The following is a 20,567-nucleotide window of genomic DNA, read 5'->3' as shown; positions in this document are numbered from 1 at the left end:
GGGGCCGGCCCGCGTCCGGCCCGCGGGCCGGACGCGGGCCGGCCCCCGCCTCCGACGAGCCGGTGGCCGTGGTCGCGATGGCCTGCCGCGCACCGGGCGGCGTCGACGACCCGGACGCCCTGTGGCGCCTGCTCGCCGACGGTCGCGACGCGGTCGGCGCCTTCCCGGACGGCCGCTGGGACGTGGAGGCGCTGTACGACCCCGACCCGGACGCCCTGGGCAAGACGTACGCCCGCGAAGGCGGGTTCCTGGACGACGACGTCCTCAGGACCTTCGACGCGGCCTTCTTCGGGATCACGCCGAGGGAGGCGGCGGCCATGGACCCCCAGCAGCGCGTCCTGCTGGAGACGGCCTGGGAGGCGCTGGAGCGTGCCGGGATCGTGCCGGGCGCACTGGCGGGGAGCAGCACCGGTGTGTACGTCGGCATGTTCGGCAGCGACTATCTCGCGGGCTCCCGGCTCGACCAGCTCGACGGCTACGTCGGCACGGGATCCGCGCTCAGCGTGGCCTCCGGCCGGCTCGCCTACGCCCTGGGCCTGCACGGCCCCGCCCTGACGGTGGACACCGCGTGCTCGTCGTCGCTGGTGGCGCTGCACCTGGCGGCGCAGGCCCTCAGGTCGGGAGAGTGCGACCTGGCGCTCGCCGGGGGCGTGACCCTCATGGTGACACCGCAGACCTTCGTGGAGTTCAGCCGGCTGCGCGGGCTGTCCCCGACCGGGCGGTGCCGTTCCTTCTCCGACGACGCCGACGGCGCCGTCTGGGCCGAGGGCGCGGGCATGATCGTACTGAAGCGGCTGAGCGACGCACGGCGCGACGGCGACGAGGTGCTGGCCGTGCTGCGCGGCACGGCCGTCAACCAGGACGGCCGCAGCCAGGGGCTGTCCGCGCCGAACGGCCCCGCGCAGGAACAGGTGATCCGCCGGGCGCTGGAGGCCTCGGGGCTGGAGCCCGCCGACATCGACCACGTCGAGGCCCACGGAACGGGCACGACGCTGGGCGACCCGATCGAGGCGAACGCCCTGTCGGAGGTCTTCGGCCGCTCCCGTCCCGGCGGACGGCCCCTCCACGTGGGCTCGCTCAAGTCCAACATCGGTCACGCACAGGCCGCTTCGGGCGTCATCGGGCTGATGAAGGTCGTCCAGTCGCTGCGCCACCAGGTGCTGCCGCGCACCCTGCACGCCGACACGCCGAGCCGCCACGTCGACTGGGAGGGCAGCGGACTGCGGCTGCTGCACGACGAGGTGCCCTGGCCCGCCTCCGCCGACCGCGTCCGGCGCGCCGGCGTGAGCGCCTTCGGTATCAGCGGCACCAACGCGCACGTGATCGTGGAGGAGGCGCCCCGCGCCGAAGAAGCCGTACCGCAGGAACAACCCGCCCCGGGGCAGCCGCTGTTCGTGCTGTCCGCACGCGGCGAGAGGGCCCTGCGGGGCCAGGCCGCGCGGCTGGCCCGGCACATCGGCGGCGGCACCGAGCTGTCCGCTGCCGCGCACACGCTGGCCAGGCACCGCAGTCACTTCGAGCGGCGCGCGGCGATCGTCGCGCACGACCGGGACGAACTGCACGCCCGGCTCGACGCGCTGGCCGCGGGACGGGCGCCACTGGCACCGCCGCGCGAGGAGGGCACCGGCAAGGTGGCGTTCGTCTTCGCCGGGCACGGCGGCCAATGGCCGGGCATGGGGATCGAGTTGATGGCCGGGTCGCCCGCCTTCCGCGAGGAGCTCGCCCGTATCGACGACGTCGTGCACCGGCACACCGGCTGGTCCGTCCTCAACGTGCTGCGCGCGCCGGAGGAGTTCTCCCCTCTCGACCGTACCGAGTACCTCCAGCCGGTGCTCTTCGCGGTGAACGCGGCCCTGGCAGCCGGTTGGCGCGCGCTCGGCGTCACCCCGGACGCCGTGGTCGGACACAGCCTGGGCGAGATCGCCGCCGCCCACGTCGCGGGCGCGCTCACCCTGGACGACGCCGTGAAGGTGGTGACCGGGCGCGCCGGAGCGGTCGCACCGCTGGTCGGCGAGGGGGGCATGCTGTCCGTCGCACTGCCGCGGGCCGAGGTCGAGCAACTGCTCGCCCCGTACGCCGGCCGGCTCTTCGTCGCGGCGGTCAACAGCGGCCGTTCCACGGCCGTCTCGGGCCGGGCGGACGCCCTGGCCGAGCTGCGCCGGCACCTCGACGAGCGTGGTGTTCCGGCCCGGCCGCTGTCGACGCCGTTCGCCTCGCACACGCCGTTGATGGAACCGCTCCGCGCGGACCTCCTCGACAGGTTCTCCGGCATCCGGGGCACCGCGGCGCCGACCACCCTGTACTCGACGGTGCGCGCGGAACCCGTACCGGGAGACCTGCTCGACGCCGCGTACTGGTACGCCAATCTCCGCGAACCCGTCCGGTTCGCCGACACCGTCCGCGGCATGCTCGACGACGGCTACCGCTGGTTCGTCGAGCTGAGCCCGCACCCGTCGCTCCTCCCGTCCATCGAGGCGGTGGCCGCCGAGGCGGGCACCGGCGCGGTCGGCGTCGCCTCACTGCGCCGCCGGCAGGACGGACGCGACGTCCTGCTGCGCCGGCTGGGGGAGTTGTACGAGAGCGGGTACACGCCCGACTGGCAGACGGTGTTCCCCGACGGACAGAGGACCGACCTGCCGACGTACGCCTTCGCCCGTGAACGGCACTGGCTGGCCCCGGCGCCCGCGAGCGGTGGCGGCTCACCGCTGCTGGGCACGCACGTCGAGTCCAGCGACGAGCCCGACCGGCACCTCTTCCAGAGCGAGATCGACCTGCGCGACAGCAGGTTCGCCTATCTCACCGACCACAGCGTCGGCGGCGAGGTGTGGCTGCCCGGCGCCGCGTTCCTCGACATGGCCCTTGCCGCCGCGTCCGCCGTGCGGGACGGCCTCGACACGCGGCCGGCCGAAGTGAGCCTCGCCGACGTGCGGTTCCTCCACCCGCTGCACCTCGATGAGGACCGGCCGGTACGGCTGCAACTGGTCCTGCGGCCCGCCGCCGACGGCTCCCGCGGTTTCACCATCGCCTCGGCGACCGCGGGGGAACGGCCCGCGCGATGGCAGCGGCACGTCGCCGGACGCCTCGTCGTCGACACCGGTGAGCTCACGGAGCAGTCCACCGCCGAACCCACGGCGGAGCCCGTCGCCGAACGCAGGGCGGAGCCCGTCGCCGAAATCACGGGGGGATCCACCGCCGAAGCCGCCGCGGAGTCCAAGGCCGAACCCACTGCGGAACCCGCCAAGTCCAAGGCCGAACCCACTGCGGAACCCGCCGTCGTCGGAGCCACCGGCGAGGCGTACGAGACGCCCCGCGCGCTCCGCGAACGGTGCACGCAGGAAGCGGACCTGCCGGCCGTCTACGCACGCCTCGCCGCACTGGGCATCGAGTACGGCCCCGCCTTCCGCGGCCTCGAGGAGGGCCACCGCACGGACACCGCGGCGCTCGGCCGCCTCGCCGACCGGGCCGCCGCCGGCCACCTGCTGCACCCCGCCGTCCTGGACGCCGCCTTCCACAGCGCCGCCCTGCCGGCCGGCGCCCCGCAGGAACGGGCCTTCGTGCCCGCCGGCGTCGGACGGCTCCGTTTCACCGGGCTGCGCACCACCCCCGTGTGGGTCACCTGCGTCCTGCGGTCCCTGGACGGCGACACCGCGAACCTGGACCTGCGGCTCTGGGACCAGGACGAACAACTCGTCCTGGAAGCGTTGGATTTCGAGCTCACCGCACTGTCACCACTGGACGGCGCGCTGTTCGAGACCCACTGGCAGCCCCGGCCGGCGGCGCAGGAGCCGCCCCCGCGGGGCAGTTGGCTGATCCTGGCCGACGAGACCGGGACGGCCGACGAACTCGCCGAACGGCTCGGCACCTCGGTGCCCCATGTGATCGCCCGTCGCGGCGACACGTTCCGCGAGCAAGGACCGGGCAGGTACGTCCTCGATCCGGCCGACCCGCGTCAGCTGGCCCGGCTGCTGGACGACGCGTTCGCCGGCACACCTCCCGAGCGAGTGGTCCAGCTCTCCGCCCTCGACGCCCCGCCCGTCGCGGACGCCCGCACGGCCGAGGAGGCGGCCCGGCTGTGCTGCCTGAGCACGCTGCATCTGGTACGCACTCTCACCGGCCGCACCCGGGGCCCGGCGCCCCGGCTGTTCGTGATCGCGCGGGGCAGCCAGGCCGCGGGAGGCAGCGAAGAGGTGACGCGCCCCGAACAGGCGCTCGCCTGGGGGTTCGGGCTCGCCGTCGCGCAGGAGTACCCCGAGCTGTCCACCACTCTCGTCGACCTGCCGTCCGAAGGCGGCACCGACGCCCTGTGGACACAGCTGCGGCACGCCGACGACGAACGCCTCGTCGCGCTGCGGGAGTCGGGCCGCCTCGTGCCCCGCCTGGCCCGCACCCGCGCCGACGAGGGCGGGCACGGCGCCGTCACCGCGGACGGCGTGCACCTCGTCACCGGTGGCCTGGGCGGCCTCGGCCGCGTCGTCGCCGAACGGCTGACCCGGCGGGGTGCCCGCCGACTCGCCCTGCTGAGCCGGGGCGCCCCCGACGCGGACACCCGGGACTGGATCCGCGGCATCGAGGAGCGGGGCGTCACCGTGCACCTCGTACGCGCCGACGTCGCCGACCGCGACAGCCTCTCGGCCGCCCTGGACGCCCTGCGACGCGAAGCCGGCCCCGTCGCCGTGGTCGTCCACGCCGCCGGCGTGCTCGACGACGCCACCGTGGCCCGGCTGACCGACGAACGCGTCCTCGGTGTCCTCGCCCCCAAGGTGCTGGGCACCGCCCTGCTCACCGAACTCGTCCCGGAGGCCGGGAACTTGGTCCTCTTCGCGTCCGTGGCCGGACTCCTCGGCTCGGCCGGACAGAGCCCGTACTCGGCGGCCAACGCCTTCCTCGACGCCTGGGCCCATCACCTCTCCCGCACCGACCGCCGGGCATTGAGCCTCGACTGGGGTGCCTGGACAGGAGTCGGCATGGTCGCCGAGTCCGGCACCAGGGCCGCGGAGACCGGCCGCTCGGGTCTGCTCGCCTTCTCACCGCAGGACGGCGGCGACATGTTCGAGCGCGTGCTCGGCACCGCACGCCGTCAACTCGCGCCCATGGCCCTGGACTGGGAGATGCTGGCGCTCGCCCCGGACGTGGCGCGCTCCCGCCCGGTGCTCGCCGACCTCGTGGCCGGGCCGGCGCGCACGGCGGACCTGGACGGCCTCGTGAGGAAGGTGTTCGAGGCGACGCCGGGCCACGACCGCGCCACCTGGCTGGAGGCGTACGTACGTGCCCGCGTCGAGGAGGTCGCCGGAGGCGTCGTGGACGTGTCCGCCACCACGGCCCTGAAGGAACTCGGCCTCGACTCCCTGATGCTGGTGCGGCTGCGCAACGCCTTCTCCCGGGAACTGGGCGTCGAACTCCCGACGGCCGAGATGTTCTCGGCGAGCGACATCCGCTCTCTCGCACGCTCCCTGGGCGAGGCACTGCCGGAACGCCCGACCTCGGCGCCGGGGAACCGGGAGGGGAGGTCGGGCCACCCGCCGACCGGCGTGCCGGAGACCGAACTGCGACCCGTCACCCGTGACGTCGTACGCCTTCTGCGCAGCGCCCGGCCGGGCATGCCGGACGCGGCACACGCCGTGGGCCTCGCGGTCCGGCTCACCTCACCCATCGACCGGGAGACGCTGACCGGCATCGTCACCCGCCTCGCCGGACGGCACGCCGCTCTGCGCACGGCGATCGTCAACGACGGCGAGGCCGGGAGGCAGTTGCGCGTCGACCGGGAGCTCGCCGCACCGCTGCTGCGCTGGACCACCATGGACGACCCGGCCGGACTCGACGCCGCGGCCCGGCTGAAGGAGCTGCTGGAGCCGCCCTTCGACCTGGCCGAGCCGCCGCTGTGGCGGTTCGAACTGCTCGACGGCGGCGCGCACGGCCAGATCCTGGTGTTCGGCGCCCACCACGCGGTCAGCGACCTCCAGTCGCTGCTGCTCGTGGCCGGGGAGATCGACGCCGAGCTGTCCGGCACCCCGCTCGGGAACGACGTCACCAACCGCGACATCGACCTGCTGATCGAGGCCCAGCAGCCGGGCGGCGACGCCGCGGTCACCGAGTGGCGAGAGGCCTTCCACGGCAGCGAGCGACTCGACCTCACCCTCGCCCGGCCCCGCCCGAGGACCCGCGCCTACCGTGCCGGCAGCGTCACCCTGGAGATCCCCGCCGGGCTCACCGAACGCGTGGCGGAGGCGGCGGGCCGGCTCGCGGTCACCCCTGCTGCCTTCTGCCTGGGAGTCCTCACCGTGCTGCTCGCGCGGACGCGGCAGCGCGAGCGCTTCGTCCTCGCCGTGCCCGTGGACACCCGCATCCACGCCGACGCGCACGACGCCGTGGGCTTCTTCGGCGTGCCGGTGCCGTTCCCGGCCCGGGCCGGGGCGGACGAACGCGTCGAGGACGTGGTGCGCCGCACCGACAGCGGCCTCGACCGCGTCCTCGCCCGGGGCGCCATGTTCTCCGACGTCCTGTCGGCCCTGGCCTCGCAGGGGTTGCACCGCCCTGAAGCCCCGCTGGTGGAGGTGTACTTCAACTACGTCCGCTCGGCGGCGGCGGGTCTCACCCACCTGGAGGTGCTCCCGGCCGGGACCGGCTACACCGACCTCGACCTGATGGTCACCATGACGCCCGATGCGGGCCGCGTCCGGCTCGACCACAACCTCGACATCCTCGATGCGGCCACCTCCACCGGACTCGGGGAGGAGTTCCTGCGCCTGCTCGCCGAGGCGGCGCAGGATCCGACGACGACGGTCGATGCCGCACGGAGCACGGTGACGACGGTCGAGGCCGCACGGAGCACGGCGATGACGGACGGTGCGGGAGACTCGGCGACGACCAGTGCCGCGATGGGCACGGCGACGACCAGTGCCGCGATGGGCATGGCGACGACCAGTGCCGCCATGAGCACGGCGACGGGCGCCGCGGGAGGCAGGGCTGCGGCGGACGCGGCGAGGGGCAGGGGTGGCGATGCGACCGCGGAGGCCACCGTGCCGCGTGCGTTCGCCCTCGCGGCCACCTTCGCCCTCGGTGACCTGCCCCGCCTGTGCGAAGCGGCGGTGCGGGACGACACCCCGGACGGCGGTCTCACGGTCACTGAAGCCCCGTACCACCAGGTTCTCGCCGCCCTGCGGGACCCTTCGGGCGTCTTCGCCGACCCCGCCGCGGAGATCGGCGTCGTGCTGCTGCGCGCCGCGGACCTGACACGGTTCGGGCCGGTGGACGGCGGGGTGCTCGCCGAGCTGCGCGCCGCGTACCGCTCCGCGGTGCGGGACCTGACCGAGCGGACCCGGAAGCCGCTGATCGTCGGCTTCCTGCCCTCCGCCCGCGAGGAGGACGACCGCTTCGCCCGCTGGGAGCGCGAACTCGCCGCCGAACTTGCCGAGTTGTCCGGCGTCGCGGTGCTCCGGCCCCACGACTGGACCCGTCGGCACGCCGTCGAGGACCGCTTCGACGAGCGCACCGAGCGCCTGGCCCACCTCCCCTTCACCCCACGCTTCCAGGCGGCGGTGGCCCTGGGCCTGGCCGACGTCGTCCGGGCCGTACGCCGTCCCGCGCCGAAGGTGATCGCGGTGGACGGGGACGAGACCCTGTGGGGCGGAGTGGCGGGTGAGATCGGTCCGTCGGCCGTGGACCTGACCGGCCCGCGCGCCCTGCTGGCCCGGCGGCTGCTCGACTGGCGTGCCGCGGGCGCGCTGCTGGTGCTGGTCAGCAACAACGACGAGGACACGGTCCGGTCCGTCCTCGACAGGCCCGAAAGCCTCCTGAAGGCCGAGCACTTCAGCGTGCTCTCCGCCACCTGGGGCCCGAAGTCCGGCCGCCTCGCCCAGGCGGCGCGCACGCTCAACCTGGGACCGGACAGCTTCCTGTTCCTCGACGACAATCCGGTGGAGATCGCGGGGATGCGGTCGGCGCTGCCCGAGGTGCTGTCGGTGACCTGCCCACCGGCCGCCGAACTGGAGGATTTCCTCAACCGGTTGTGGCCGCTGGTCCCGGCCGCCGCCACCGCCGAGGACGCACTCCGGGCCCGCTTCTACGAACAGGAACGGGAACGCGACGCCGCACGTGACCAGGCCGGATTCGAGGAGTTCCTCGACCAGCTGGGCCTGGAGGTCGACATCCGCGAGCTGAGCGGGACGGACGTGCCCCGGGCCGAGCAACTCGTACGTCGGACCAATCAGTTCACCCTCCGCGCGCGGTCCGCCGACGGCGGTGATCTCGCCCGCTGGCGGGAGCGCGGCGAGGTGTGGACGGCCGCGGCCCGGGACCGCTTCGGCGACTACGGCCAGATCGGGTTGCTCGCCGTTCGCGCCGAGGGCGACCAACTGGACGTACTGGCCTGGATGCTGAGCTGCCGCGCACTCGGCCGGGGCGTCGAGGAACACCTGCTGGGCCGACTGGCCGACCACGCCGAGCGGCTCGGCTGCGCCAAGGTCCGGCTGACCGCCGAGCGCACCCCGCGCAATGCGCCCGCCCGCCGGCTCCTCGCCGCGCTCGGCGGCGGCGATCCCGACGACGAGCGTCTGGAGAGCGTGGTCACACCGGAACAGCTGCGGGCCTTCCGCTCCTGGCGGCAGCAGTGAAGAACACGACCGTGTACACCGTGAAGGGTTCTCATGCCTGACGTGAACGACGACGCCCCGGCGCAGACCGGGCAGCGCGCGACCGCCGAGTCGATCGAGCGGGGCGGCGGAGGGCTCGACGTGGACGCCCTGCTGGCCAGGGTCCGGTCGGCCACCACACCGCCGGGGAGTGGCCCGCACGCCGCGGCCGGTGCCGCGGTGGCCGTGGGTGCATCCGCGCCCGAGGACCGTGGTGACGCCGACGTCACCGGGGCGGGGGCGACGGCGACACCGGCGGGGCCGGGAGCGGACTCAGGCTCCGGCGTGGGTGCCGGTGGGCCCGGCAGCGGTACGGCTCCCGGCGCCCGGAGCGAAGGGCGTCCACCCGGTGCGGCCTCCGGCAGTGGCGTCGGCACGGCCTCCGGTAGCCGTACCGGCACGGCCTCCGGCGGTACCGATATGGAGTCACCGGGCAGCGGCGGGGCATCGGGTCCGTCGCCGCTCCGCGCGGGTGGCGCCGACGCCCTGCGGGACGTGGACGCGCTGGCCGCCGCCATCGCCGCCGCCGCGGCTCCGTACGTGCCCGACGGCCATCTGCCGCTCGACGCCGACTTCTTCGACGCCGGGGGCAGTTCCGTGGGCGCCGTGGAACTCGTCGCGGAGCTGGAGCGGATGCTCGGGACGGAGGTCGGTCTGGACGACGTGTTCGCCGACGCCCGTCCGCGCAGCCTGGCACGACGGTGGCTCTCGGCCTCCGGTTCCGGACCCGCCCTCGCGACCCCTGTCGCGCCGCAAGCCCCGGTGACCGAGACGAGTCCGGCCGCGCCGTCCGGCCCGGTGGACGGTCGGGCGGCTGCGGAGGTCACCCACCCTGCGGCTACCGCTCCGGGTAGTCCCGCCCCGGCGGACGGTCGGTCGGCTGCCGCGACCGCCGCCCCCGCGGCCTCCGCGGCCCCCGCGGCCTCCGTGGAGGTCCGTCCCGCGGCCTCCGTGGGCGCCGGCCCCGCGACCTTCGCGGACGTCGGCCCCGCGGCCTCCGTGGGCGTCGCCCCCGCGGCCTCCGTGGGCGTCGCCCCCGCGGCCTCCGTCGGCGTCGCCCCCGCGGCCTCCGTGGGCGTCGGCTTGGTGGCTTCCGAGGGCGTCCGCCCCGCGCCCCCCGCCGGCCCGCGGCCCGCGCCCGCCGCACGTGCGCTCCCCGCCGTAGCCCCACGCCCCCTCGCCGTCCCGTCCCCGCGCACCCCGCCGTTCACGCCGGGCGCCTGCGAACCCCACGACCGCGCCCCCGCGTTCGCGACGGCGCGCTCGGAGGATCTGGACCAGATCCTCGCCGACCTCGCGCTCGCGGACCGGCTCCCCTGGACCGGCGCCCCCGAACCGCTGCCGCCCCGCCGGGTCCTGCTGACCGGCGCCACCGGCTTCCTCGGCGGCCACATGCTGCTGGACCTGTTGCGGCACACCGACGCCCACGTCCACTGCCTGGTGCGCGCCGCGGACGAGGCGTCGGCCACCGCACGGCTCGGCGAGCAGCTCAGGAGCTACCGGCTTCCCTGGTCGTCCGAGGTCCGCCGCCGGGTGACGGTGCTGCCCGGCGACATCCGGAGCCCACGGCTCGGCCTGTCCGACGACCAGTGGGACACCCTCGCCCACGAGCTGGACAGCGTCGTCGGTGTGGCGGCGGCCGTCGACTTCCTGCGCGGCTACCAGTCGCTGCGGCGCAGCAACGTCCTCGGCGCCCTGACCCTCGCCGAACTCGCCGCGACCGGACGGCCCAAACCGCTGCACCACATCTCCTCGATCGCCGTCTTCAACGAGGTCGGCATCGCCTCGATGGGCGAGGACGATCCCCTCGCCCGCATCGACCGTCTCGTCTCCGGATACGACCAGAGCAAGTGGGCGGCCGAGGTCGCGCTCCGCCGGGCCCGTGACCACGGCGTCGTGGTCACCGCCCTGCGCCCGGGCGGCATCGGCGGTCACACCAGGACCGGTGCCTACAACCCCCAGGACCTCAGCAGCGGCCTCATCTCCGCCTTCGGCCGCTTCCGCACCGTGCCCGCCTTCCGGCACCTGAACGCGGCCCCGGTCGACTGGGTCAGCCGCGTCGCGGTCGCCGCCGTGTGCGACCCCGACGCCTGGGGTCACGACTACAACCTGACCGGTGTGCCCAACACCCTGGACGACGTCGTACGCGACATGGCCCTCGGTGGCATGCATGTGCGCGTGCAGGGCTGGGACGAGTGGCGCACCGACACCCTGGCCCGCCTGGACGCCGAACCCGTGCCCGAACTCGCCTTCCTCGGACGCGTGTTGCGCAGCCCCACCGCCGTCAAGCTGTGCGAGGCGACCCTCACCGGGCCGGCGGCCACCGACGACCGGACGACGGCGCTCGTCGAGACGCTCGGACTGCCGGGGGCGGCTCGCTACGACGCCCGGGCCCAGCTCAGCACGTTCGAGCGGCTCGCCGAGGACGGCCTCGCCCGGCTGCCCGGCAAGGACGACCAGCCGTACCTCTGGTTCGCCGAGACGACCGAAGGAAGCGTCGGTCCGGTCGGCGCTCCGCCCGAGGTGCCCTGCTCCATGGCGCTCACCCTGTCCATCGCGAGCATGTACCAGCTCGTGAAGGAGCGCCGGGTGGACGTCGCCGGCGAGCTGACCTGCACTGCGCTGCACCCCGAGCCGCTCACGGTCGAGTCCGGCGACCTCTGGGTGCGCCCCGAGGAGGGCATTCCGCAGGAGCACGGGATGCGTCATCAACTCCTGCGCTACAGGCTGTCGTTGCGGGACGCGGACGGCGGGAGCTGGTGGCTGGAGGGCCACAAGTACGCGCGGGCCCGCCGCGACGTCTGGCGGCAGGCCCGCGCGCTCACCGTCGAGATCGGCCGCGAGGGTGAACCGGCCGCTCTGGCGGGCGAGATGGTCGTACCCGCCGACCGTTACGTGCGCGACCAGATCGACGGCATCAAGGTCGACCCGCGTCTGACCGGCCCGGAGAAGCGCGCCGCCAAACTCACCTGGCTCGCCTGGTTCGGCGCGGAAGTGGGCCGCGGACTGCTCGGCCCCTTCGCCCGCGCCGCCGCGGACCTCCTCGACCTGCGCCGCACCCCCACCCTCACGGAGCACAAGCGATGATCTTCAGGACGACCGGCTCACCGGCCCGGACCGCCCGGCGCGGGGCGAGGACCGCCACGGTCCCGCGCCCCCTGCGCCACCGCCTCGATCCGGCGGCCGTCGAGGAGATCCCGTTCGACGCGGGCGACGGCGTCAGGCTCGGCTTGACCCGCGTCGGCGAGGGATCGGGCGAGGGCCCCGCGGTGCTGCTGCTGCACGGACACACCGCTTCCGCCGACATGTTCCTGCTGCCCGAGACCCGCAATCTGGTCGACGTCCTGCTCGACGACGGCTACGAGCCCTGGCTGCTCGACTGGCGGGGCAGTTGCCGGCTGCCGTACAACGAGACCGGCCGGAGGTACACGTACGACGACGTGGCCCTGTACGACATCCCCGAGGCCGTCGCGTACATCAGGCAACGCATCGGGGATCGGCCGCTGTTCGTGGTCGCCCACTGCATCGGATCCCTCGCGCTGTCGCTGAGCATGACGGCGGGGCTCGTGCCGGGACTCGCGGGCGTGGTGTCGCAGGGCGTGTTCCTGACGCCGAAACTCGCGGGGCGCACCTCGCTGCGCATGTCCGTGGCCGGCGAACTGCTGAAGGGCCGCATCGACCACATACCGGTCGACTTCCGCACGGTCGGTCTGAGATCGAAGTACACGCCGCTGTTCGCACTGGCCGGCCGGAAGGCGAGCTGCCCGGACCCCACCTGCCAGATCCTGCACAACTCCGCCTGGGGCACGGGCGCCTCGCTCTTCGTGCACGAGCACCTCTGCGAGACCACCCACCACCGACTCGCGGAGCTGCTGGGCCCCGCCCCGCTGTGGATCCTGCCGCATCTGCGCCGGATGGAACTGGCCCGTACCGTGGTCCGCTGGCACGACACCGACCACCGCTACCGGGCCCTGCCCGCGAACGCGCTGGACGCGGCGGCCCGCATCGACACCCCCGTCCTGCTTCTCGCGGGCAGCGAGAACGGCCTGTGGCTGGATTCCCAGGAACTCTGCCGCGACGTCCTCGCCCGGCGGCAGCCCCAACTGGACGTGTCCTACGCCGAGATCCCCGGCTACGGCCACCTGGACACGTTCCTCGGCCGGGGCGCCGCCCTCGACGTGTTCGGTCACATCCTCGATTTCCTCGGCGAACGCCGATGACGCCGGGCCGGGCCGACAGCTACCGTACTCGCCAGTAACCGGACCTCACTCCAGGAGGAGCCCCATGCCGCAGCTCGAAGTCGACGGCGCAGCCCTGACGTACGACGACGAGGGCCCGCGCGACGGCGACGGCGTGCCCCTGGTCTTCGTCCACGGCTGGACGGCGAACCGGCACCGCTGGGGCCACCAGGTGGCGCACTTCTCCGACAGCAGGCGGGTGATCCGCCTCGACCTGCGCGGGCACGGGGAGAGCAGCGGGGCGGGGGTGCGGACGATCGCGGAGCTGGCGAAGGACGTCCTCGCGCTCCTCGACCATCTGAAGGTCGAGCGTTTCGTGCTGATCGGTCACTCCATGGGCGGGATGATCTCGCAGACCATCGCCCTCTCCCACCCCGAGCGGGTGGAGCGCATGGTGCTGGTGAACTCGATCAGCCGGATGACCTACAGCCGGGGGAGGGGGCTGCTCATGGCGGCGTCCACCCTCGCCCCCTTCAAGCTGTTCATCGCGGCCAACATTCAGCGCGCCTTCGCACCGGGCCATCCGCGCGAGGAGATCCGGGAGTACGTCCGGGCCTCCGGAGACACTCCCCGCGAGGTGGTCATGACGCTCTACGGCGCCATGCGGGCCTTCGACGTCCTCGACCGGGTCGGTGAGATCCACACCCCGACCCTGATGGTGCACGGGTACCACGACATCCAGCTGCCGGTGTCGCAGATGCTGCGGATGGCGAAGGCCTACCCGGACGCCGTGGTGCGGATCCTGGACGCGGGCCACGAACTGCCGGTCGAGAAGCCGGAGGAGCTGACGGCGGCGGTCGACGGTTTCGTGACCGGCCGGAGGTGACGCGGCGGGCCGCCGCGAACGTCCCGCGGCGGCCCCTGCTTCCTGTGCCGGGTCTCCCGCTTCCTGTGCCGGGTCTCCCGCTTCCTGTGCCGGGTCTCCCGCTTCCTGTGCCGGGTCTCCCGCTTCCTGTGCCGGGTCCCCTGCAGGCCCCGTCGATTCCGGCGTCCGCACCCTGCCGCTCAACCTGGCCTCCCTGATCGGCTCCCCGCCGGAGCCGTGCTCGCCGCCGCCGGGATCCGGAAGGGCGCGGCGGCCGGGTCCCGCTGAGCGAAGGGCGACGGTGCCCGCCCGCCGGGCGGGCACCGTCACACGGCGACGACCGCCACCCCGGCCTCCTCGAACAGCCGCACCGTCTCCCGCCGCACCGCGGAGTCGGTGACCAGCGTGTCCACGGAGTCCGCCGCGCAGATCCGCGCGAACGCCCGCTGGCCGAGCTTGCTGGAGTCGGCGGCGACGATCACGCGCTCGGCACGCTCGCACAGGAGGCGGTTGATGGCGGCCTCCGCCTCGTCGTGGGCGGCGGCGCCGTGCGTGGCGTCGAAGGCGACCACGCCGAGGACGGCCACGTCGAGGGTGATCTGGCCCAGCACACCGTCCGCGAGGGGGCCGATGAGCTCGTAGGACTGCGGACGGGCGACCCCGCCGGTCACCACGATCTTGAACTGGGGCCGCACGGCCAGTTCGTTGGCGATGTTCAGGGCGTTGGTGACGACGGTCAGCGCGGGGGACCCCGAGGCCAGATCCGGGCGCACGGCGAGGGCGCGGGCCACCTCGGTCGTCGTGGTCCCGCCGGTCAGGCCCACCGCCTCGCCGGGGGAGACGAGTCCGGCCACGGCCGTGGCGATGCGCTGTTTCTCGGAGGCGTGGCGGGCGGTCTTGTAGCGCAGAGGCAGTTCGTACGAGACGCCGTGCACCACGGCGCCGCCCCGGGTGCGCACGAGCATCTGCTGCTCGGCGAGCTGGTCGAAGTCGCGCCGGATCGTCGCGGCCGACACCTCCAGCTGGGCCGCGGCCTCCTCGACATCCAACCGGCCCCGCTCCACGAGCAGTTCCAGCAGAGCCTTCCAGCGGGCGTCGCGCGACATCCGCACTCTCCGTTCCTCGTTCCTCCGTGACCCTAGCGCACCCCACTCCCACCATGAATGCTTGATTGTGCTCGAAACATCGCTATATCTTGCATGAACAAGCATCAGTGGGAGGGGTACGACATGACCCATGTCGAGCACGAGCTGACCAGCCAGCCCGAGTGCTGGATCCGCGCGGCGGAACAGGCCACCGCACACGGGGCGGCACTGCCGGCGGCGGGGGAGCGCGTCGCGATCGTGGGGTGCGGCACCTCCTTCTTCATGGCCCAGGCCGTGGCCGCACTGCGCGAACAGTCCGGCCAGGGCGAGACCGACGCCTTCGCCGCCTCGGAGTTCCCCGGCGCCCGCGCGTACGACCGAGTCGTCGCCCTCACCCGGTCGGGGACCACGACCGAGGTGCTGGAACTCCTCGCGCGACTGCGCGGGAGCACGCGCACCACCGCCATCACCGCAGACCCGCGCACGCCCGTCATGGAGTCGGCGGACGACGTCGTCGTCCTCGACTTCGCCGACGAACGCTCCGTCGTCCAGACCCGGTTCGCGACCACCGCGCTCACCCTGCTGCGGGCGCACCTCGGCCTGCACACCGACGCCGTGGTCGCCGACGCGCGCACCGCCCTTCGGACCCCGCTGCCCGCGGGGCTCGTCGACTGCACGCAGTTCACCTTCCTCGGCCGCGGCTGGACCGTCGGCCTCGCCAACGAGGCCGGACTCAAGATGCGCGAGGCCTCCCTCGCGTGGACCGAGGCCTATCCCGCGATGGAGTACCGGCACGGCCCCATCAGCATCACCACCCGTGGCACCGCCACCTGGATGCTCGGCGACGCGCCGGACGGGCTCGCCGACCAGGTGCGCGAGACCGGCGGCCTGTGGGTGGACGGAGGCCTCGACCCGCTCGCCGAACTCGTCCGCGCGCAGCGGCTCGCCGTCGCCGTCGCCTCCGCCCGCGGTCTCGACCCCGACCGGCCGCGCCACCTCACCCGCTCCGTGATCCTCAGCCCGGCGAGTCACTGAACCGGCCCGACCGCCGGCAGCAAAGGAGGAGTTGTGCCACTCGCCGCAACCGGTGAACTGGTCGCCGAGGCCGCCGCGGCACGGACCGCCGTCGCCGCGTTCAACGTCATCACCCTGGAGCACGTCGAGGCCGTCATCGCGGGCGCCGAGTCCGCCGGCTCGCCCGTCGTCCTCCAGGTCAGCGAGAACGCGGTCAAGTTCCGCTACGGAAGGCTGCTCCCACTGGCCCGGGCCGCCTCGGCGGCGGCCGAACGGGCCGCGGTGCCCGTCGCGTTGCACCTCGACCACGTACAGAGCGACGACCTGCTGCGGCAGGCACCCGGCGCCGGATTCAGCTCCGTGATGTACGACGCCGCGCGCCTGCCCTATGACGAGAACCTCACCGCGACCCGGGCCGCCGCCGACTGGGCCCACGCCCGAGGCCTGTGGATCGAGGCGGAGCTGGGCGAGGTCGGCGGCAAGAACGGCGAGCCGGCGCTGGACGCGCACGCACCGGGCGCCCGGACCGATCCCGCCGAGGCCCGTGCCTTCGTGGCCGATTCCGGCGTGGACGCACTGGCCGTCGCCATCGGCAGTTCGCACGCCATGACCACGCGCACCGCGGCCCTCGACCACGATCTGCTGAAACGGCTGGCCGCGACGCTCGGTGTGCCGCTCGTCCTGCACGGCTCCTCCGGGGTGCCGGACGACGAGCTCCGCGCGGCCGTCGCGGGCGGCATCACCAAGGTCAACGTCGGGACCGCCCTGAACCTCGCGATGACCGGCGCCGTTCGCGAGTTCCTCGCCGCCCACCCCGAGGCCGTGGACTCGCGCAAGTACCTCAGCGTGGGGCGGGAGGCGATGGCCCGGACGGTCGCGCGGCTCATCGGCGTCCTACGGGCCTGACGTCACACGGGGCCGCCGCCCGAAACGGCGCCGGCCTCGACGAGCTTCTCGAAGAAGAACTCGTGCTTGAGGAACGACACGTCGTACTCGTGCCCTGGATGCGGCGGAAGCAGCTGCGCCGCCTGGAACAGCCGCCAGCCGTCCTCCAGGGCGTGCACGCCCGACTCGTAGGGCGGTTCGTCGCCGTCCCCGGTCGTCGGGGAGGTGCGGCCCGTCCCGTCGTAGGACGACCAGCCCACCACCTCGGAATCGAGTGCCGAGGTGGCGAGGTACAGCACCAGAACCTGCTGACGGACACTCATACGGCTTCCTCCTGCGGGCGGTTGGAGACCCGGGTCACCCAGTGGTCCAGGTCGTAGGAGTCGTCCCCGGTCAGCGAGCGCCACAGCAGGACGCGGTTGTAGACCTCCAGCCGGCCGGTCGCCGGCTCGTACCAGGGGAACGTCGTGGCGAGTTCCTCCGCCACCCGGGCGTCCCCGAGGTCCGAGGTGTCCCACAGCCGCCGCTGGCGTACCGCCGGGTTGAAACGGATCTTGAACATGTAGCGCGCCGTGTCGCTGTCGTTGCGCCGCCCGCCGTGCCACAGCCCATGGTGCAGAAACACCACGGTGCCCGCCGGGCAGACGAGCCGGCTCTGCCCGCGCAGATTCTGGTAGCGCCCGGTGTCCGACTCGTTCGTGCGACGCAGATGACTGCCCGGGACGCTGAGGGTGCCGCCCATGTCGAGCGTGACGTCCTGGGGGTAGTACATCAACTGGACGTCGAAGGCGTCGGTGCGCACGTCGATGATCGCGTCACCGTGCAGCGGCTGCGCCTGGCCCTCGCGCGGCTCGCGGATGTGCACGGCATGATGGTCGACGGACGGGCCCGGGCCGACGAGACTCCGCAGCGCACCGGCGACGACCGGCAGTTCCAGGAGCCGGCGGACGAACGACCCCTCCGGGTAGGCGTCCGCGACGGGTGTGCCGTACGGCACGTCGGGAAGTCCCCCGCGCAGCACCTCCATCCCTTCGGCGTTCATCTCGGCGGGCACCACGGCATCCAGTCGCAAGGAGCCGTGGGCCACGAAGTGCGCCATCGCGACCGAACTGAGAAGGGTGCTGCCTGTCGATTGCTCCCACGTGGTGGTCATGAGCGCCAACGTAGGTCCGCGCGCGTCCTCGGCGCGTTGGCCCCATTCACCACTGCTGGTAATTTCTCACCATGCGGGAGACGCAGCTGCACCTCGGGGAGCCGCCCGCCGTCGTCAACGCGGGGGTCGGCGTGCACGGGGTCGCGAGCCCCACGGACGTCTTCCGGCTGCCCGAGCTGTGGCAGTTGCACCTGTACCAGTACGACGCCGAACTGACCGTCGACGGCACCGCACACCTCGTCCGCCCCGGCCGGGTGAGCCTCGTACCGCCCGGTGCCACCGTCCGCTACCGCTACCAGGGCCGCTCCGAACACCTCTACGCCCATCTGCGCATCGCACCCCGCGGCCCTTCGCGAACGCTCCCCGTCGTGCAGGACACCGGGGCCGAACTCCCCGCGCTCTCCCAGCTGATGCGGCAGGCGATCGCGGCGGCCCCCGGCACGCCCGAGCGCACCCGGGCCGAGATCTGGACGGCGCTGTGGCGCATCGCCGACCTCACCCCGCGGGCCGCCGCCGAAGCAGGCCCGCACCCCGCGGTCGGCACGGCGATCGCCCACATCGAGGCCCACCTCGCCGCCCCGCTCACGATCCCCCGGATCGCGCGGGCCGCCGGGGTGTCCCACAACCACCTCACCCGGCTCTTCCGCGCCGAGACGGGCACCACGGTCGTGGCGTACATCCGTCGCCGCCGGCTGGAACGCGCCCATCACCTGCTGCGCGCCTCGACGCTGTCCATCCCGGCCGTGGCCGCCTCCGTCGGCATCCCCGACCTGCAGGCCTTCAACAAGGCGTGCCGCCGCGAACTGGGCGCCTCCCCGCGCGCGCTGCGCGGGACTACTTCCTGACGGCCCTGAGGATCACGAACTTGGCGTCACCGGCCACGAGTTCACTGTTGCCGAACAGCCGGCGCAGCTTCAGGTGGTAGCCGAGGTGGCGGTTGCCGATCACCCACAGCTCACCGCCCGGCCGCAGCGCCCGCCGGGCCCCGGTGAACATCCGCCACGCGGTGGTGTCCGTCGTCGCCATGTGCGAGTGGAACGGCGGGTTGTTCAGGACGAGATCGACGCTCCCGGCGGGGACGTCCGCCAGACCGTCACCCACCCGGAACTCGGCCCTCCCGTCGGCGTTCGCCCGGTAGGTCGCCTCCGCCGACGCCACCGCCTGGTACGACTCGTCCACGAACAGCACCTCGGCCTCGGGATTGGCCAGCGCGACCGCCGTGCCGAGCACGCCGTTTCCGCAGCCCAGGTCCGCGACCCGCTCGGCGCCGCGGCTGCGCGGCAGATGCTGGAGGAAGAACCGGGTGCCGATGTCGAGCCGGTCGGCGCAGAAGACGCCCGCGTGATTGACGACGGTGCGGCCCGAGACCGGCCCGACGCCGTCGGGGAGCCGGTAGCTGTACGGCCACGGGTTGGCTTCCCGCGCGATGCCCGGATACGGGGTGCAGAAGATCAGCCGGGCCTTCTTCTCCGCGAGCGACGTGCGGGTCGGACCGATGATCCGCTCGAACAGGTGCAGCGTCGAGGTGTGGATCTCCTTGACCATCCCGGTGCCCACGACGACCGTGCCCTCGTGCACGCCGGGTGCCAGCCGGTGCAGCTGGTCCTCCAGGAGGGCGAGGCTCTTCGGTACCCGGACCAACAGCACGTCGATCCGCCCGGGAGGGGCGTCCTGCGTGGTGAGAAGACGTACACCGGCCTCCTCGGCACCGGCACGCGCCAGATTCGCCCGCGTCGCCTCCTGCCCGAGGAACGAGTCGGTGATCTGCGTCGGCCGGTGCGCCGAAAGCGCCGTCGTGAGCGCGCCCCACCGGTCGCCGACGACCACGACCGACCCCGTCAGCGGGGTCCCGCTCTCGGCGAGGTGCCGCAGCAGATACGTGTCGGCGGCGTCCCAGGCACGCAGCCGGTCGCGGGGGTCCTCGGGGAAGCGGGCCAGTGCGTACTCGCCCCACGGAGTGGTCATACGGTCGTTCATGGTGCGTCAAGGCTATCGGAGCCGCAGCTCAGTACCCGTCCGCCGGGTGCGTGATGATGGGTTCCATGGACAGTGAGCTGTTTCCGCGCGCCTGTACGGAGATCGCGCCGGGCGCGGTGCACGTCCCGGACTGGCTCGACGTGGACCGCCAGCGGCGGCTCCTGGAGGCCTGCCGCGCGTGGGCCCGCCCACCGGCGGGGCTGCGCACCGTCCGTACCCCCGGCGGCGGCGCCATGACCGCCCGGCAGGTCTGCCTCGGCTGGCATTGGTACCCGTACGGGTACGCCCGCACGGTGGTCGACGGTGACGGGTCCCCGGTCAAGCCCCTCCCGCCGTGGCTGGCCGCACTCGGCCGCGACGCCGTCCACGCCGCCCTGGGGCCCGAAGCCGCCACGACAGCGCCGTACGACATCGCCCTGATCAACTTCTACGGCGCCGACGCCCGCATGGGCATGCACCGCGACAGCGACGAGAAGTCGGACGCCCCCGTGGTGTCGCTGAGCCTCGGTGACACCTGCGTCTTCCGCTTCGGGAACACCGCGTCGAGGGCCCGCCCCTACCGGGACGTGGACCTGCGCAGCGGCGACCTCTTCGTGTTCGGCGGGGCGTCGCGGCTCGCGTACCACGGAGTGCCGCGGGTGCACGCGGGCACCGCGCCGCCCGAGTTGGGGCTGACCGGACGCCTGAACGTCACCCTCAGGGTCAGCGGATTCCGGACACCGGGCCGCACGCGGCCGCCCGGCGACCGCACGGGCGACCGAACGAGCGGATCATGACAGACTC

At 73.7% G+C, this 20,567-nt stretch carries 11 protein-coding genes and 1 pseudogene; 8 read left to right on the top strand and 4 right to left on the bottom strand.

Features of this window, described 5'->3' with window-relative positions:
- Positions 1–32: 32 nt before the first annotated feature.
- From ABEB03_RS38410 to ABEB03_RS38395, 4 genes and pseudogenes are all read left to right on the top strand, one after another.
- A pseudogene (locus ABEB03_RS38410) lies at positions 33–8,609 on the top strand (HAD-IIIC family phosphatase); the annotation flags it as partial.
- Positions 8,610–8,642: 33 nt separating this feature from the next.
- Complete coding sequence (locus tag ABEB03_RS38405) at positions 8,643–11,714, top strand: thioester reductase domain-containing protein (RefSeq protein ID WP_345657572.1); 3,072 nt, start codon at positions 8,643–8,645, stop codon at positions 11,712–11,714.
- Positions 11,711–12,847, top strand: a complete 1,137-nt coding sequence (locus tag ABEB03_RS38400; protein ID WP_345657570.1) for an alpha/beta hydrolase — start codon at positions 11,711–11,713, stop codon at positions 12,845–12,847. Before ABEB03_RS38405 ends, ABEB03_RS38400 begins: the two co-directional genes overlap by 4 nt.
- 64 nt (positions 12,848–12,911) lie before the next feature.
- Positions 12,912–13,691, top strand: a complete 780-nt coding sequence (locus ABEB03_RS38395) for an alpha/beta fold hydrolase (protein WP_345657569.1) — start codon at positions 12,912–12,914, stop codon at positions 13,689–13,691.
- Positions 13,692–13,996: 305 nt separating this feature from the next.
- Here ABEB03_RS38395 and ABEB03_RS38390 read toward each other — a convergent pair whose 3' ends face one another.
- A complete protein-coding gene (locus tag ABEB03_RS38390; RefSeq protein WP_345657567.1) occupies positions 13,997–14,776 on the bottom strand; it encodes a DeoR/GlpR family DNA-binding transcription regulator in 780 nt (259 codons plus the stop codon).
- 123 nt (positions 14,777–14,899) lie between these two features.
- Between ABEB03_RS38390 and ABEB03_RS38385 the strand changes: the two genes are divergently transcribed.
- Positions 14,900–15,790, top strand: coding sequence for an SIS domain-containing protein (locus ABEB03_RS38385; protein ID WP_345657606.1), 891 nt, complete (start codon positions 14,900–14,902; stop codon positions 15,788–15,790).
- A gap of 33 nt (positions 15,791–15,823) precedes the next feature.
- Positions 15,824–16,675 (top strand): class II fructose-bisphosphate aldolase, encoded by an 852-nt coding sequence (locus ABEB03_RS38380; protein ID WP_345657566.1) that lies wholly within the window; start codon positions 15,824–15,826, stop codon positions 16,673–16,675.
- Positions 16,676–16,677: 2 nt separating this feature from the next.
- Here the strand turns inward: ABEB03_RS38380 and ABEB03_RS38375 are convergent, their stop codons facing one another.
- Positions 16,678–16,977, bottom strand: coding sequence for a hypothetical protein (locus ABEB03_RS38375; protein WP_345657565.1), 300 nt, complete (start codon positions 16,975–16,977; stop codon positions 16,678–16,680).
- Positions 16,974–17,807 carry a phytanoyl-CoA dioxygenase family protein gene (locus tag ABEB03_RS38370; RefSeq protein ID WP_345657564.1) on the bottom strand — a complete coding sequence of 278 codons (834 nt, stop codon included), beginning with the start codon at positions 17,805–17,807 and terminating at the stop codon, positions 16,974–16,976. The genes ABEB03_RS38375 and ABEB03_RS38370 overlap by 4 nt, the downstream gene beginning before the upstream one ends.
- A gap of 71 nt (positions 17,808–17,878) precedes the next feature.
- On the opposite strand from ABEB03_RS38370, the gene ABEB03_RS38365 reads away from it, so the two are divergent.
- Positions 17,879–18,652, top strand: coding sequence for a helix-turn-helix transcriptional regulator (locus ABEB03_RS38365; protein WP_345657563.1), 774 nt, complete (start codon positions 17,879–17,881; stop codon positions 18,650–18,652).
- On the opposite strand, the gene ABEB03_RS38360 is transcribed toward ABEB03_RS38365, so the two are convergent.
- A complete protein-coding gene (locus ABEB03_RS38360) occupies positions 18,642–19,784 on the bottom strand; it encodes a methyltransferase (protein WP_345657562.1) in 1,143 nt (380 codons plus the stop codon). The genes ABEB03_RS38365 and ABEB03_RS38360 overlap by 11 nt on opposite strands.
- Positions 19,785–19,849: 65 nt before the next feature.
- Between ABEB03_RS38360 and ABEB03_RS38355 the strand changes: the two genes are divergently transcribed.
- The gene (locus tag ABEB03_RS38355; RefSeq protein WP_345657561.1) at positions 19,850–20,560 is read left to right on the top strand and encodes an alpha-ketoglutarate-dependent dioxygenase AlkB family protein; all 711 of its coding nucleotides are present in this window, start codon (positions 19,850–19,852) and stop codon (positions 20,558–20,560) included.
- The last annotated feature ends 7 nt before the right edge of the window (positions 20,561–20,567 follow it).

The organism is Streptomyces siamensis (genome assembly GCF_039543605.1).
Classification (GTDB): domain Bacteria; phylum Actinomycetota; class Actinomycetes; order Streptomycetales; family Streptomycetaceae; genus Streptomyces; species Streptomyces siamensis.
The sequence above is the reverse complement of the archived record's forward strand: the minus strand, read 5'-3'. Positions and strand labels throughout refer to the sequence as shown.

What these genes read in the sequence shown, in the direction of transcription:
- ABEB03_RS38405 (WP_345657572.1), top strand. Translation starts at nt 8,643, where the DNA reads ATGCCTGACGTGAACGACGACGCCCCGGCGCAGACCGGGCAGCGCGCG.
- ABEB03_RS38400 (WP_345657570.1), top strand. Translation starts at nt 11,711, where the DNA reads ATGATCTTCAGGACGACCGGCTCACCGGCCCGGACCGCCCGGCGCGGG.
- ABEB03_RS38395 (WP_345657569.1), top strand. Translation starts at nt 12,912, where the DNA reads ATGCCGCAGCTCGAAGTCGACGGCGCAGCCCTGACGTACGACGACGAG.
- ABEB03_RS38390 (WP_345657567.1), bottom strand. Translation starts at nt 14,776, where the DNA reads ATGTCGCGCGACGCCCGCTGGAAGGCTCTGCTGGAACTGCTCGTGGAG.
- ABEB03_RS38385 (WP_345657606.1), top strand. Translation starts at nt 14,900, where the DNA reads ATGACCCATGTCGAGCACGAGCTGACCAGCCAGCCCGAGTGCTGGATC.
- ABEB03_RS38375 (WP_345657565.1), bottom strand. Translation starts at nt 16,977, where the DNA reads ATGAGTGTCCGTCAGCAGGTTCTGGTGCTGTACCTCGCCACCTCGGCA.
- ABEB03_RS38370 (WP_345657564.1), bottom strand. Translation starts at nt 17,807, where the DNA reads ATGACCACCACGTGGGAGCAATCGACAGGCAGCACCCTTCTCAGTTCG.
- ABEB03_RS38365 (WP_345657563.1), top strand. Translation starts at nt 17,879, where the DNA reads ATGCGGGAGACGCAGCTGCACCTCGGGGAGCCGCCCGCCGTCGTCAAC.
- ABEB03_RS38360 (WP_345657562.1), bottom strand. Translation starts at nt 19,784, where the DNA reads ATGAACGACCGTATGACCACTCCGTGGGGCGAGTACGCACTGGCCCGC.
- ABEB03_RS38355 (WP_345657561.1), top strand. Translation starts at nt 19,850, where the DNA reads ATGGACAGTGAGCTGTTTCCGCGCGCCTGTACGGAGATCGCGCCGGGC.